This window comes from Amycolatopsis sp. M39, assembly GCF_001651785.1.
In the GTDB taxonomy this organism is placed as follows: Bacteria; Actinomycetota; Actinomycetes; order Mycobacteriales; family Pseudonocardiaceae; genus Amycolatopsis; species Amycolatopsis rubida.
This window is the reverse complement of the sequence record NZ_LWSF01000011.1, coordinates 128,298-141,625: the sequence shown is the minus strand read 5'-3', so window position 1 is coordinate 141,625 and position 13,328 is coordinate 128,298. Positions and strand designations below refer to the sequence as shown.

Below are 13,328 nucleotides of genomic sequence, written 5' to 3'. Positions count from 1 at the left end.
ACAGACGGCCACTCCCCCGTGTGCTGACGCGCGGCGGCGGGCGCTTCCCTCCCGAAGCGCCCGCCGCCGCGCGTTCGTTCTCAGGCCAGCTGCGACACCACGGACTTGGTCTCGAGGTAGTTCTCCAGGGCCTCGGAGCCGCTTTCCCGGCCCCATCCGGACTGCCGGTAGCCGCCGGCCGGCATGTACGCGCCGCCGGCGCGGTGCACGTTGATCCCGACGCGCCCTGCCCGCAACCGGCGGGCGACCGAGTGGGCCAAGGAGCCGTCCCGGGTCCAGATGCTCGAGGCCAGGCCGTAGGAGCTGTCGTTCGCCAAGGCGACCGCTTCGTCCGTGTCGGAGAAGGGCATCACGCCCAGCACCGGCCCGAAGATCTCCTCCCGCATGACCGTCATCGACTGGTCGACGTCCACGAGAACAGTGGGCTCGAAGAAATAGCCCTTGTCCCCGGCACGAGACCCGCCGCTGACGACCCGGGCGCCGTCTTCGACGCCCCGCCCGACGTAGCCGGACACCCGGTCCAGCTGCTTCTGCGAAATGAGCGGACCGAGGTCCGCGGACGGGTCCGAACCCGCGCCCAGCCGCATCTTGCGGCCGTACTCCGCCACTCCGCGGACCACCTCGTCGAAGACGGACTCGTGCACGAACAGGCGGGTGCCCGCCGCGCACACCTGACCGGAGTTCCAGAACACCGCCGAAGCCGCGCCCGGAATCGCGGCTTCGAGGTCGGCGTCGCCGAACACGACCACCGGGGACTTGCCCCCGAGCTCGAGCGACAGCTTCTTCATGTTGCCCGTGGCCGCTTGCACGATGAGCCTGCCGACTTCGGTCGATCCCGTGAACGAAACCGTGTCGACGTCGCGGTGCTCGGCCAGCGCCGCCCCGGCGCGCTCGCCGACTCCGGTCACGACGTTGACCACGCCCGCCGGAATGCCCGCTTCGAGCAGCAACTGCCCCAGCCAGAGCGACGTGAGCGGTGTTTCCTCCGCGGGTTTGAGCACACACGAGCACCCCGCTGCCAACGCCGGCGCCAGCTTCTTGGCCGCCATGCTCAGCGGCGCGTTCCACGGCGTGATCAGCCCGGCGACGCCCATCGGCTCCCGCAGGGTGTAGCCCTGGATCCGGCGCTCGGCAGGCCCGAGGTCGATCGTCCGGCCGTGGATCTTGTCCGCCCACCCCGCGTAGTACCGGAATTGCGCGGCGGCCTCGAGCACCATGGCCTTGGCCTGGGCGACCGGCAGGCCCAGGTTCAAGCTCTCCAGGCGCGCCAGGTCGTCGGCCCGCTCGCGCATCAGATCGCCGGCCCGCCAGAGCACGGCGCCGCGGTCCGGCCCGGACAGGCCGCGCCAGCGCTGCTCCTCGAAGGAACGGCGAGCCGCCGCCACGGCCGCGTCGACCGCCTCCGCACCTCCGTCGGGCACCGACGCGATCACGTCGCCGGTGCTGGGATCGAACACCGGGATGGCCGATCCCGGCCAGTCCGTCCACTCTCCGTCGATGAGCATGGCGACGGGGTCGTCACCGGCCGGGAGCTGTCGGGGCCAGGCAGTCGTGGGTACGGACATCGCTGTCGCCAAACCTTCCAGATATCGCCGCAGCCGGATCCAAGGCCGCGTCAGGTGAGCGTCCCGATACTGATCGTCCCCCTCCGCCGCCGATGCGGGCGGAGGAACCCGAGTCTCAGTCGAGTTCATAATTGGGAACTCTCTATCGTTATTATGACATGCTCGCACTGGCACCGAGGAGTGTCAACGGTGCTGACCACCCGCTCCCCGAACCGCGCCGACCCCCGGCGATCCCTTGACCCTCCCAGGCGGGCGCGGTTATCGTCCGTTAAGAGTTCCCATTTTCAGATTCAAGTTCTTATATACGAACTCGATTCTGCCCGGCCCTCCGCCGGTGCGCACCTCGCCACCGGCTTCCGCCGCGTCCGCCTCGCCCTCAACGACGAGCACTTCGAGGAGTCAGTCCGATGTCCACACGCCTTCCCCAGGACGGCCTGCCAGCACGCCCTCCTGCGGATGTTCTTGCGCCGCCGAAGCCAGCGGCGGCGACGTCCCGGAAGATGCGCCGGGTGGCGCTGGCGAGCTTCATGGGCACCGTCATCGAGTTCTACGACTTCGGCATCTACGCCACCGCGGCGGCGCTGGTTTTCGCCGGCGCCTTCTTCCCCGCGCTGGGCGAGCACGCCGGCTCTGTCGTTTCGTACGCGACGCTGGGTGTCGCGTTCGTCGCCCGTCCGCTCGGATCGATCGTCTTCGGGCACTTCGGCGACCGGCTGGGACGGAAACGGACCCTCATCGCGACCATGTCGATCATGGGCCTGTCCACTGTGGTCATCGGGCTGCTGCCGACCGCGGCGACGATCGGCGTCGTGGCGCCGATCGCACTCGTCGTGCTCCGGATCGCCCAGGGCCTGGCAGCAGGCGGCGAATGGGCCGGGGCCGCGTTGTTCACCAGCGAGCACTCTCCCAAGGGCCGTCGCGGCTTCTGGGCGATGTTCACCAACCTGGGCGGCGCGTTCGCGAACATCCTCGCGCTCGGAACGTTCCTGGTCACCGGCTTGTTCATGAGCGACGCGACCTTCGCCGCCTGGGGATGGCGGCTGCCGTTCCTGATCAGCATCGTGCTCGTGCTTGTCGGCCTGTACGTCCGGTTGCGCATCGAAGAGACACCGGCGTTCGAAGCACAGGCCAAGCAGCGCCGAGCCGGCGAAGGGCTGCCCTTCAAGGAAGCGTTGTCCCACCAGTGGAAAGAGATCCTGCTCGGTGCCGGCGCGCTGGTGATGGCCTTTTCCCTCGGTTACGTCGGGATCGCCTTCCTCACCAGCTACGGGACCGGGGCACTGCACCTGCCCCGCACGCAGGTGCTGGGCGCCGGCATGTTCGGCAACCTCCTCAACTGCCTGGCCATCGTCGCCGGCGGAATGCTGACCGACCGGTTCGGCAGGCGACGGGTCTTGCTGATCGCGAACATCGTCGGCGTCCCGTGGGCACTGGCCCTGTTCCCGTTGCTGGACACCGGATCCCTGGGCGCGTTCTGGATCGGCATCTCGGTGACCTTCCTGATCGCCGGCGTCGGCTTCGGCGTCGCGGGTTCGTTCCTTTCCGAGTTGTTCCACACCCGCTACCGCTACACCGCCGCGGGGCTGGCCTACAGCCTGGCGGGCGTCCTGGGCGGCGCGGTGCCGCCTCTCGTGGCAGCCACGCTCATCAGCAGCTACGGCGGCTTCGTGTTCGGGCTCTTCCTCGCCGCCTACTGCCTGATCGGGCTCGTCTGCACTCTCGCGCTGCGCGAGACCCGCGACCGCGAGCTGACCGATTCGGCCGCCGCCGAGGGAGAAACGGCATGACCCGCACCGTCACCGCCGTCTCCGTCGGCCGGGTGTTCGGCCTCCACAAGCCGTCGCTCACCTATTCGCGCGGCTGGGGCGAAACCCTCGACATCCCGCTGATCATGTTCGTGATCCAGGGCGACGGCGCACCGGTCGTCGTCGACACCGGGGCCGACTTCGACCGCGCGTGGCAGCACCACCGGATCCGGATGGAGCAAACCCCTGAGGAACGACCCGAGGCCGCGCTCCGTTCGGTGGGCGTCGACCCGGGAGAGGTGGAGGTCGTGGTCAACACCCACCTGCACTGGGACCACAGCTCGAACAACCATCTCTTCCCGAACGCCAGGATCGTCGTGCAACAGCGCGAGATCGACTACGCCACCGAGCCCGTCCCTTGGCACCGCCGCCAGTTCGAGTGCCTGCCAGGGCTGCCCGCCGCGTGGCACCGCGCGAACGACAGGATCGACGCGGTCGACGGCGACGCCGAGATCGCGCCCGGCGTCGCCGTGGTGCACCTTCCGGGACACACCCCCGGTTCGCAAGGCGTCCTCGTCACCGCGGAGTCCCAGCAGTACCTGCTCGCCGGGGATTGCATCGACCTGTACGAAAACTGGGCCGGCGACGACGAGGCCGACCACATCCCCTCCGGCTTCTTCACCGACCTCCTCGCCTACCAGGACAGCCTGCTGCGCATCGAAAAGCTCGGCTGCGAAGTCGTCCCGAGCCACGACCCGCTCGTCGTCGAACGCCGGGAGTTCCGATAAGCGCGATCGAGCAGCGAAAGAGGCCCGGCTCCGCGAAAGGAGCCGGGCCTCTTTCGCCGGGATGACCGATGCTCAGGAACCGGCGATCGTCGAGGTGTCCAGCACGAACCGGTAGCGGACGTCGCCTTTGCTGAGGCGGTCGTACGCAGAGTCCAGCTCCCCGGCCGAGATCACTTCCACCTCAGCCTTGATCCCGTGCTCCGCGCAGAAGTCCAGCATCTCCTGCGTCTCCGGCATGCCTCCGCTCATCGAGCCGGCGAGGCTCCTCCGGTTGGTGAGCACGGCGTACGGCTCGATCCGCAAGGGCTCGTCCGGGACGCCGAGGTTGACGAACGTTCCGTCGAAGTCCAGCAGGTCGAGGTGCGAGGACAGGTCGTAGGCCGACGGCACGGTCGAGACGATCAGATCGAACGAGTCGCGCAGTGCCTCCAGATCGCCGGTCGTGCGGTAGTCGTCGGCTCCGAGGCGCTCGGCGTCGCCGCGGCGGTCCTCGGTCAGTTCGAGGACAGTCGTGTGCGCGCCGAGTGCGTGCGAGATCTGGGTTCCGATGTGCCCGAGCCCGCCGAACCCGAGGATGCCGACCCGCTTGCCCGGTCCCGCGCCCCAGTGCCGCAACGGCTGGTACATCGTGATGCCGGCACACAGCAGCGGTGCCGCCGATTCCAGCGGCAAGGAGTCCGGAATGCGCGCGAGGAACCGCTGATCGGCGACCACGCGTTCGCTGTAGCCGCCGAGCGTCACTTTCCCGTCGCGCCCGATCGCGTTGTAGGTGAGCACTTTGTCCCGGCAGTAGGATTCCTGCCCGGCACGGCACAGTGCGCACTCGCGGCACGAGTCGACGAGACAGCCGATGCCGACGTGGTCGCCCGCCGCCAGACCGGTCACCTCGGAGCCGACCTCGCGCACGACGCCGGCGATCTCGTGGCCGGGAACGATCGGGTAATGGGTGTGCCCGAACTCGGCGCGGGCATGGTGGACATCGGTGTGGCAGACGCCGGCGCAGACGATGTCCAGCAGAACGTCGGTGGGTCCGACGTCCCGGCGTTCGATGGTGACAGTGGTGAACGGGGCGGCCGGGCCGGTCATGGTCCGGGCTTGGGCGGTGATCAACGCTGAACTCCTTTCGGGGACGGGCTGGATCAGGTGCGGCGCTCAGCTGATGAGCGACTGGTATTCGAGGTATTCCTCGATCCCGTACCGGCCCATTTCGCGCCCGATTCCCGACAGCTTCAGGCCGCCGTGCGGCGCACGCATGTCGATCGGGGCGCCGTTGACACGCACTCGCCCGGTGCGGAGGCGACGGCCGACCGACCGCGCGCGCTCCGGATCGGCGGACCAGACGCCGCCGGCGAGGCCGTAGTCGGAGTCGTTCGCGATCGCCACGGCGTCGTCCGCGTCGTCGAACGGGATCATGACGTTGACCGGCCCGAAGATTTCTTGCCGGGCAAGGGTGTCGTTGTTCGTGCCGCTGAAGACGGTCGGCCGGACGTAATAGCCGCGGTCGAGATGGTCGGGCGCCTCCGGGCCGCCGGCGACCAGCCGCATGCCCTCGTCGATCCCGGTCCGGATGTAGCGGCGCACCCGCTCTCGCTGGACGTCGGACACCACCGGCCCGAGCGTGGTCGTCTCGTCGAACGGGTCGCCCATCACGAACGACGCGGCCTTCGCCGCCGCGATCTCCTCCGCCTCCGCCAACCGCGACCGGGGAACCAGCGTGCGGGAGAGGCCGCCACACACCTGTCCGGCGTTTCGGAACGCGTCGGTCAGCCCGTCGGTGACGGCCTTCTCCAGGTCAGCGTCATCAAGGATGATGTTCGCCGACTTTCCGCCCAGTTCCAGCGCGACGCGCTTGACCGACCTCGACGCCAGTTCCATCACGCGACTGCCCGCGCGCACCGACCCCGTGAGCGACACGATGTCGATCAGCGGATGGGTCGCCAATGCCTCGCCGATGTCCGGACCGGTGCCGCTGACGACGTTGAACACGCCGTCCGGGAGCCCGGCCTCAGCTGCCGCCTCGGCGAACGCGAACGAGCTGAGCGGGGCGACTTCCGTCCCCTTGAGCACCATGGTGCACCCGGCCGCGAGCGCGGCGGCCGCCTTCAAGGCGATCATCCGCATCGGCCCGTTCCACGGGGTGATCGCACCGGCGACGCCTGCCGGGATGCGTCGCACGATCGTGTCGTCGAATTGCTCTTCCCAAAGGATGTCTTTGATGCTCGCGGCCGCGATGCGCAGGTCGTTGATGGGCGTGGCGACGTGCGACCGGCGAGCCAGCGCGATCGGGGTGCCGATCTCCCGCACCGTCGACCGAGCCAGTTCCTCGGCCTTCGCCTCGAGGATGTCCGCGATGCGGATGAGCAACGCGGCCCGGTCGTCGTGCGAGGACAGCGACCAGGTTTCGAAGGCACGGGCGGCCGCCTGGGCAGCGCGGTCCACGTCCGCGGCGTCACCCCGCGGCACTGTCGCGATCGGCTCCTCGGTCGCGGGGTTGACCACTGTGATGGTCCCGCTGCCGGCAGACTTCACCCACTTGCCGTCGATGAAGATCGCGTCTCGTTCGATCACGGCTGTCTCCCTCGCGCGACCACTCCGTGCGACGCGGGGACGCCCACCGATGGGATCGCATATACGAACTATAGTCCATTATTGCGATCATTGACGTTACCTCCCGCTTCCGCGTCAGGTCAATCAGTTCGCCGACACGGGCGGCGCGGGCCGGTCAGTGCTCGTGCTTGACAGCCCGACAGGGCGACCGNCGACCGTAACCTCCAGCTGCGCATACGAACTACATTTCGTAATTATGAACTCACTGGCCGTGCCCGCCACTCGGTGCGCGGCTGCCCCGCGCATCGGACGCTCGGCGACGGATTCAGTTTGCCGACAGCACAACGCTTGCGCACCAACACTTCTCAGCTGACGATCGCCGCGCAACGGAGCGCGGCACAGAGCAAAGGCGAGGAGATTTCATGACGGATCCAACGAAGCAGACCGTCCCCCGAACCGCTGCCGCGGACACAGAAATCCAAGGCAGCAAGCGAAAACCCTCCACACGCCACCTCGGCCGCACCAGATCTGGTTCGTTCATCGCCGCATTCGGCTGCCTGATCATCGCGTTCGACGGCTATGACATCTCCGCCTACGGCACGACCGTGCCCGCGATGCTGGACTACGCCCCGTGGAACGCGTCCGCGGCGGCTCTCGGTCTCGTCGGAAGCCTGACGCTGGTGGGCATGCTGGCCGGTTCGCTGATCTGCGGGTTCGCGACCGACCGGCTGGGCCGCAAAATCATGCTGATCCTGACCATCGGCTGGTTCTCGGTCTGCATGATCGGCTGCGCCGTCGCTCCCACCCTCGCGGTTTTCGGCGTTTTCCGGTTCCTGGCCGGAATGGGGCTGGGCGGCGTGCTCCCGATCGTCGTCGCGTTCGTGATCGAGTTCGCGCCGCCGCGGCGGCGCAACACGTTCAACGGGTTCGTCCACATCGGCTTCCCCCTCGGCACGATCGCCGCCTCGATGGTCGGCATCTCGGTGCTCGGGTCGCTGGGTTTCCGGCCGATGTACGCCTTCGCCGCCCTCCCGTTGCTCCTGCTGCCCGTCGCGTGGTTCGTCCTTCCCGAATCCGCGGCGTTCCTCGCGTCGAAGGGACGGGTGCGGGAAGCCGCTGAGGTCGCCGCGCGGTTCCGGCTCGAACTGCCGTCTTCCGATCAGCCGCACCAAGCGCGACCCGCGGCCGGCCGGATCCGAACGCTGCTCGATCGCGGTCTCCTTCCGAAGCTCGTGCTCTTCGGTCTGTGCGGAGCCTTTGTACAGCTGATCATCTACGGCTTGAACACCTGGCTGCCCCAGCTCATGCGACAGGCGGGGTATCCGTCGACATCCGCGCTGACACTGCTGGCCACCCTGTCCGCGGGCGCGGTCGTCGGCGGCATCACCTTCGGGTTCGTCGCCGACCGGTGGGGCCCGCGCACAGTGACCTGCCTCGCCTTCACGCTCGGCGCGATCGCGCTGGCGATCCTGTCCGCCCAGCCTCCGGCCGCACTGGCATTCGTAGCCGCCGCACTGGCCGGGGCGGGCAGCAACGGGACAGCCAACGTCCTCTACGGCTACGTCGGAACTTGGGCGCCAGCGCAGATACGCGCCTCGGCGCTGGGTTCGTTCATCAGCCTGGCGCGGATCGGCGGGATCGTCGCTCCGATGTCCGTGGGGTGGATCATCGCCGCCGGCCTGCCCACGCGATGGAACTTCCTGGCGCTGCTCGTTCCCGCCGTCCTCGGCGTCGTCGTCACCCTCGCCCTGCCGCGCACCCGCACGGCTCAGACCCACGTCTAGGAGAGAACACCGTTGAGCACCAGCACCTACGAGACCTACGCGCTCCGCTACGCCTTCCGGGACGACAACACCGCCTCAAGCACCTTCTACCGCTACGAACTCTACGGAGAGGCCGAAAAGCCCTATCCGATGGACTACTTCTTCTGGGTCGCGCGGAACTCAGACCGCACGGTGCTCGTCGATTGCGGCTACACCCCGCAGCGCGCCGAGCAACGCGGCCGGACGCTCACCGCGACACCGGCAGAGTTGCTCGGCCGCATCGGGCTCTCCCCGGCCGAGGTCGATCACGTTGTGCTGTCCCACATGCACTGGGACCACATCGGCAACGTCGGTCTGTTCCCGAACGCGACCTTCAGCATCGCCCGCCGAGAGTTCGAGTTCTGGCGCGGCCCCTTCGCCCACCGTCCCTGCCTCGGGCTGGCACTCGGCGACGAGGAGCTCACCGCCGTCGAGAACCTCGAACGAGAAGGCAGGCTCTTCCAGGTCGAAGACGACCACCACGAGCTGTACCCGGGGATCCGGCTGATCACTTCTCCGGGACACACCCCCGGCCAGCTGGTCACCGATGTGTCCACTCCGGACGGTTCGGTCGTTCTCGCGTCCGACGCGTTGCACTACGCCGACGAAATGACGCTGGACCGCCCGTTCCACGTGTTCACCGAACTCGAAGGCATGTACCGGACCTACCAGCTCCTGCGCAGCCTGGCCGCCAGGCCGGACACGACCGTTGTCGCAGGGCACGACCCTGCTGTCACGGCCGGTTACAAGGAGGTTGCCGAGAACTGCCTCGATCTGTCCGCTCCGGTCGGAGCCCGCTGAGCCCGCGATGACGAGCGCACCGGCCCAAGACCCTGGCCGGTGCGCTCGTCATCAGAATCCTCGTGCGGCCAAACGCACGTTCAGCCCAGTTCGAGCGCCTCGAGAAGCAACGCGGTGACCGCATCGGGATCAGTGACCATCGCGTCGTGCGCGGTATTCAGCACGCGGTACTCGAAGCACGGATCCTCTGCGCTGCGAGCGCGCATCCTCTCCAGCATGTGCGGCTCCTGAGACGACGGGACGCACTCGACGTAGATCCCCGGATGCCGCCAGGCTTTTTCGGTCGGCCCGCTCGGTTCCTGATAGGTCTTGAGCGGCTGAGCGGTCATGCGCTCGTTCACCCACGCCGCGTCGACCGGGTCAGTCACCCCGTAACGCGCGGCGTCCGCGGGCGGGATGTACCACCCTTCGCCGCCCTCGTCCGCCAGTGCGATCATCGCCTTGGCGCGCTCGGGCCCGTTGAGGTCGAAGACGGACTCGCCGGTTCGCGGCACCTGTGCGTCGAGCAATACCTGCGCGCGGACCCGGTGTCCGATCCGTTCCAGCGCACCGGTGACCGGAGCGCCTCCGTAGCTGTGCCCGACGAGCACGGCGTCGCGGATGTCCTCGTACTCGAACGTCGCGACGATGTCCTCGACATGGGTAGCGAGCCCGACGTCCCGGGTGAGCAAGTGGGACCGTTCGCCGAGGCCGGTGAGTGTCGGGGCGAACACCTCGTGCCCGGCAGCGCGCAACCTTCGCGCCACCGGACGCCAGCACCATCCGCCGTGCCGTCCGCCATGGACCAGAACGAACTGCCGGGACTGCGTTGTCACCATGGTTCTCCTCATTGTCGATCTCGTTCAGCGGGTTTCGCAGTCGTTGGCGACCCAATGCCCCGGGGTGCCTGGAAGGCGGGTGATCCGCCCGCTTCCGGCGAGGCGAACCAGATGCGCCGCGGTTTCGGCGAGCGCCGATCGCATCGAACGCGGGGTGAATGCCGAGAAATCACGGGCCCAGGACACCGCTGACGCGACCTTCCAGACCGTGTCACACCCTTGCGCGACAGCGTGTTCGATCTCGGACAGGCGATCCCGGTGGTGCTCGTGCAGCACGCCGACGCGGTCGGACACCCGGTCGAACGACCATTCGTGGCCGGGCAGCACGACGGTCGCGTCGGGAATCCGGCGCAAGCGGGCCAGCGAACCCAGAAAGTCCCGCAGCGGATCCGGATCCGAACCCGGCCGGAAGGCTACGTTCGGCGTGACCTTGGGCAGCACGTGGTCCCCGGTCAGCAGAAGGTTCCGTTCCCGCTCGTGGAAACACAGGTGCCCCGCGGTGTGGCCGGGCGTATGCACCGCGAGCAGCGATCCTTCGGTGCCGGGCACCGGAGCGCCGTCCACGAGTTCCACATCAGGCTCAACCGCCGGCAGGACAGCGTCAAGCGCCTCGAGTTCGCCGCGCAGTTCGGCGGCGAGCGATCTCGGCACGCCACAGTAGCGAAGCCAGGCAGCGATCTCGTCGATCCGCTCACGACGTTCCGCCGCGTCCACCCGAATCTGAGCCCGCTCCCCCGGATGCGCCGCGATCCAGGCCGAGGTGTGCTCGCGAATCCGGCGCGCGAGCCCGTAGTGATCCGGATGCGCGTGGGTGGCGACGACCCCGCGCACTTCGTCGAGGCTGGCTCCCGCCCTGGCCAAACCTCTCAGGAAAGCCTGCCATGCTTCGTCCGAGTCCCATCCCAGGTCCACGACGACGAGACCTTCCGGGTACCGCAGCGCGTAGGAGTACGAGTAGGCCAGCGGACTGGGGAACGGAACGACCGTCGCCCACACCCCTCCCGCCACCGCCCACCCGCCGACCTGGCGGGTGGGCCGCTCCTCGGGACGGCCGTAAGCGCCGGACCGCGCCGCCAGCGACGACGAGTCGTGCATCACACCTCTGAAAGTTCGCTATTATGAACTGCATATCGCATTTGTGGTATTGACCATAGAGTGCCAAACGTGTGCCAGTCAAATAGACTGCGCCACAACGGATTCACTTCACACAAAAGTCCTTTATGGACATTCACCGTCAACTCACTAGGTTGCACAAGGCAGACTGAACAGCCTAGCCTGTGCTCATGTCCAGCATCACGACCGATATCGCGCGCTTGGCCGGCGAGTTGCGCGGAGTGACCGGGCAACTGCATCGCCGGCTCCGCAAGGTCGACAACGCCGAGGTGCTCACCCCGTCGCAGACCGCGGTTCTGGGCCGGCTGCACCGGACCGGTCCCAGCACGCAGTCCCAGCTCGCCGCGGCCGAGCACGTCCGCCAGCAGTCGATGGGAGCCACCCTCGCCGAACTCGACCGGCTCGGCCATCTCGAACGCACCCGGGACCCGCACGACGGAAGGCGCGTCGTGCTCTCGCTCTCGACGCTCGGCGACAAGACCGTGCGAGGCCTGCACGAGCATCGCGAGGAATGGATCGCACAGGCGCTGGCGACGATGACGCCGGAAGAGCGCGGAACACTGGCCTCAGCCCTGCCGCTGCTGCAGCGCCTGGCCCAGCACACAGGAGTGTGAGACCCACGGCACCGCAAGTCGCGACCCCTGCCCCTGCCCGCATCGGAGCCCGGCTGGCCATTCCCCTGGTAGCCAGCGCCACTCTCAACCCCATCAACACCACGCTGATCTCGGTCGCGTTGGTCCCCATTGGACAGTCGTTCGGCGTGGGACCCGCGCAAACCGCGTGGCTGGTGACCGCGCTCTACGTGGCTTCAGCCGTCGGACAGCCGGTCATGGGCCTTTTCGTCGACCGGTTCGGCGCCAGACGGGTGCTCGTCAGCGGTGCGGCCGTCGTCATCGTCGCCAGTGCCATCGGGCTGCTGCCGGTCCCGCTCGGCGGCTTGGTCGCGGTCCGCGCGATGCTCGGCCTCGGCACCTGCGCGGGTTTCCCGGCGGCGATGGCCGTGCTTCGCAAACACGCAGAAGCCACCGGCCAGGGTGTGCCGAGCCGTATGCTGTCGCTGCTCGCGATCTGCGGCCAGACGGTGATGGTGCTCGGCCCGCCTCTCGGCGGTGCGTTGATCGCGCTGCTGGGCTGGCCCGCGATTTTCGCGGTCAACATTCCCCTCGCCGTGATCTCGCTCGTGCTGGCCCTCGTCTGGGTCCCGCGCGACGACCGCAGCACACTCACTCACGCGCCGGTCGACGTCGGCGGCATTCTGCTGTTTTCCGCCACCCTGATCGTATTGCTGCTGTTCGTGATGGCTCCTTCGGTCCGCACCAGCTACCTCCTCGCCATCGCCGCGGCTTTGGCCGCCGCGCTCGTCCGAGTGGAACTGCGCGTCCGGAAGCCGTTCATCGACCTGCGCAGCCTGGGGGCGAACGCGCCCCTCCTGCGCACCTACCTCCGGCAGGCGCTGGCTCTGCTGATCGTCTACGCGATCATGTACGGCTACGTGCAATGGCTGGAGTCGGCACGCGGCTTGTCCGAGTCGGCGGCAGGCGCGCTCTTGCTGCCGATGTCCGCAGTAGCGGTCCTCGCAGCCGCGGTCAGCGGAAAGCCGCACACGATGCGGGCTCGCCTGATCGCCAACGCCTTCGCCCTCCTCGGCGGTTCCGCACTCTTGCTGTTCGTCGACACCGGCACCTGGGTTGTCGCGCTGGTGGGACTAGGTGCGATTTTCGGTATCAGCCAAGGGCTCTCGAGCGTCACGAACCAGACGGCGCTGTACCGGCAGACCCCTACCGAAATGATGGGAACGGCCAGCGGCCTCTTCCGCACCTCGCAGTACCTGGGCGCGATGGCCGCCTCCGCCCTGATCGCACACAGCTTCGGCGGGCACGCGACGTCTGCCGGATTGCACAACCTCGGCTGGATCCTTCTCGTGATCGCGGCGGTCCTGCTTGTGGTGACGGTGTTCGATCGAGCTTTGAAACGGTCGACAGCTTGATTTCCACGCCTGCGATCTCCGGAACGCAGCCCTGCTCGGTACCGCCCGGGCCTGTGCACACTCCGGTCGGCAACACCTCCCCGCGGGCTCGCGACCGACGGCGCGCCGACCAACGGGCGATCGCCACACCACTGGCCACCAGTCCGAGCCTCGCTGTGCGCC

11 protein-coding genes are annotated in these 13,328 nt (G+C 68.2%); 6 read left to right on the top strand and 5 right to left on the bottom strand.

The features are described from left to right. Positions 1-80: 80 nt before the first annotated feature. Positions 81-1,565, bottom strand: coding sequence for an aldehyde dehydrogenase (locus tag A4R44_RS24160; protein WP_067584977.1), 1,485 nt, complete (start codon positions 1,563-1,565; stop codon positions 81-83). 500 nt (positions 1,566-2,065) lie between these two features. Between A4R44_RS24160 and A4R44_RS24155 the strand changes: the two genes are divergently transcribed. After that, entirely contained in the window at positions 2,066-3,352 is a 1,287-nt protein-coding gene (locus A4R44_RS24155; RefSeq protein WP_067584975.1) for an MFS transporter, read from the top strand. Continuing rightward, the gene (locus tag A4R44_RS24150) at positions 3,349-4,098 is read left to right on the top strand and encodes an N-acyl homoserine lactonase family protein (protein ID WP_067584968.1); all 750 of its coding nucleotides are present in this window, start codon (positions 3,349-3,351) and stop codon (positions 4,096-4,098) included. Before A4R44_RS24155 ends, A4R44_RS24150 begins: the two co-directional genes overlap by 4 nt. Positions 4,099-4,170: 72 nt before the next feature. Here the strand turns inward: A4R44_RS24150 and A4R44_RS24145 are convergent, their stop codons facing one another. Further along, positions 4,171-5,184: an NAD(P)-dependent alcohol dehydrogenase gene (locus tag A4R44_RS24145; protein WP_067585188.1), complete on the bottom strand. Its 1,014-nt coding sequence runs from the start codon at positions 5,182-5,184 to the stop codon at positions 4,171-4,173. Between the two features lie 66 nt (positions 5,185-5,250). Next, on the bottom strand, positions 5,251-6,666 hold the full coding sequence (locus tag A4R44_RS24140) for an aldehyde dehydrogenase family protein (protein WP_067584966.1): 1,416 nt from the start codon (positions 6,664-6,666) through the stop codon (positions 5,251-5,253). A 401-nt stretch (positions 6,667-7,067) separates the two neighbouring features. On the opposite strand from A4R44_RS24140, the gene A4R44_RS24135 reads away from it, so the two are divergent. Together A4R44_RS24135 and A4R44_RS24130 are read left to right on the top strand one after the other, a co-directional pair. Next, positions 7,068-8,429, top strand: coding sequence for an aromatic acid/H+ symport family MFS transporter (locus tag A4R44_RS24135; RefSeq protein WP_095213573.1), 1,362 nt, complete (start codon positions 7,068-7,070; stop codon positions 8,427-8,429). Positions 8,430-8,441: 12 nt separating this feature from the next. Beyond that, positions 8,442-9,248: an N-acyl homoserine lactonase family protein gene (locus A4R44_RS24130; RefSeq protein ID WP_067584964.1), complete on the top strand. Its 807-nt coding sequence runs from the start codon at positions 8,442-8,444 to the stop codon at positions 9,246-9,248. Between the two features lie 80 nt (positions 9,249-9,328). Here A4R44_RS24130 and A4R44_RS24125 read toward each other — a convergent pair whose 3' ends face one another. Continuing rightward, positions 9,329-10,066, bottom strand: a complete 738-nt coding sequence (locus A4R44_RS24125; RefSeq protein ID WP_067584960.1) for an alpha/beta hydrolase — start codon at positions 10,064-10,066, stop codon at positions 9,329-9,331. A gap of 24 nt (positions 10,067-10,090) precedes the next feature. Beyond that, a complete protein-coding gene (locus A4R44_RS24120; RefSeq protein WP_067584957.1) occupies positions 10,091-11,161 on the bottom strand; it encodes an MBL fold metallo-hydrolase in 1,071 nt (356 codons plus the stop codon). Between the two features lie 188 nt (positions 11,162-11,349). Between A4R44_RS24120 and A4R44_RS24115 the strand changes: the two genes are divergently transcribed. Next, entirely contained in the window at positions 11,350-11,793 is a 444-nt protein-coding gene (locus tag A4R44_RS24115) for a MarR family winged helix-turn-helix transcriptional regulator (protein ID WP_067585183.1), read from the top strand. 41 nt (positions 11,794-11,834) lie between these two features. After that, positions 11,835-13,166: an MFS transporter gene (locus tag A4R44_RS24110; RefSeq protein ID WP_067585180.1), complete on the top strand. Its 1,332-nt coding sequence runs from the start codon at positions 11,835-11,837 to the stop codon at positions 13,164-13,166. Positions 13,167-13,328: the final 162 nt, after the last annotated feature.

What these genes read in the sequence shown, in the direction of transcription:
- A4R44_RS24160 (WP_067584977.1), bottom strand. Translation starts at nt 1,565, where the DNA reads ATGTCCGTACCCACGACTGCCTGGCCCCGACAGCTCCCGGCCGGTGAC.
- A4R44_RS24155 (WP_067584975.1), top strand. Translation starts at nt 2,066, where the DNA reads ATGCGCCGGGTGGCGCTGGCGAGCTTCATGGGCACCGTCATCGAGTTC.
- A4R44_RS24150 (WP_067584968.1), top strand. Translation starts at nt 3,349, where the DNA reads ATGACCCGCACCGTCACCGCCGTCTCCGTCGGCCGGGTGTTCGGCCTC.
- A4R44_RS24145 (WP_067585188.1), bottom strand. Translation starts at nt 5,184, where the DNA reads ATGACCGGCCCGGCCGCCCCGTTCACCACTGTCACCATCGAACGCCGG.
- A4R44_RS24135 (WP_095213573.1), top strand. Translation starts at nt 7,068, where the DNA reads ATGACGGATCCAACGAAGCAGACCGTCCCCCGAACCGCTGCCGCGGAC.
- A4R44_RS24125 (WP_067584960.1), bottom strand. Translation starts at nt 10,066, where the DNA reads ATGGTGACAACGCAGTCCCGGCAGTTCGTTCTGGTCCATGGCGGACGG.
- A4R44_RS24120 (WP_067584957.1), bottom strand. Translation starts at nt 11,161, where the DNA reads ATGCACGACTCGTCGTCGCTGGCGGCGCGGTCCGGCGCTTACGGCCGT.
- A4R44_RS24115 (WP_067585183.1), top strand. Translation starts at nt 11,350, where the DNA reads ATGTCCAGCATCACGACCGATATCGCGCGCTTGGCCGGCGAGTTGCGC.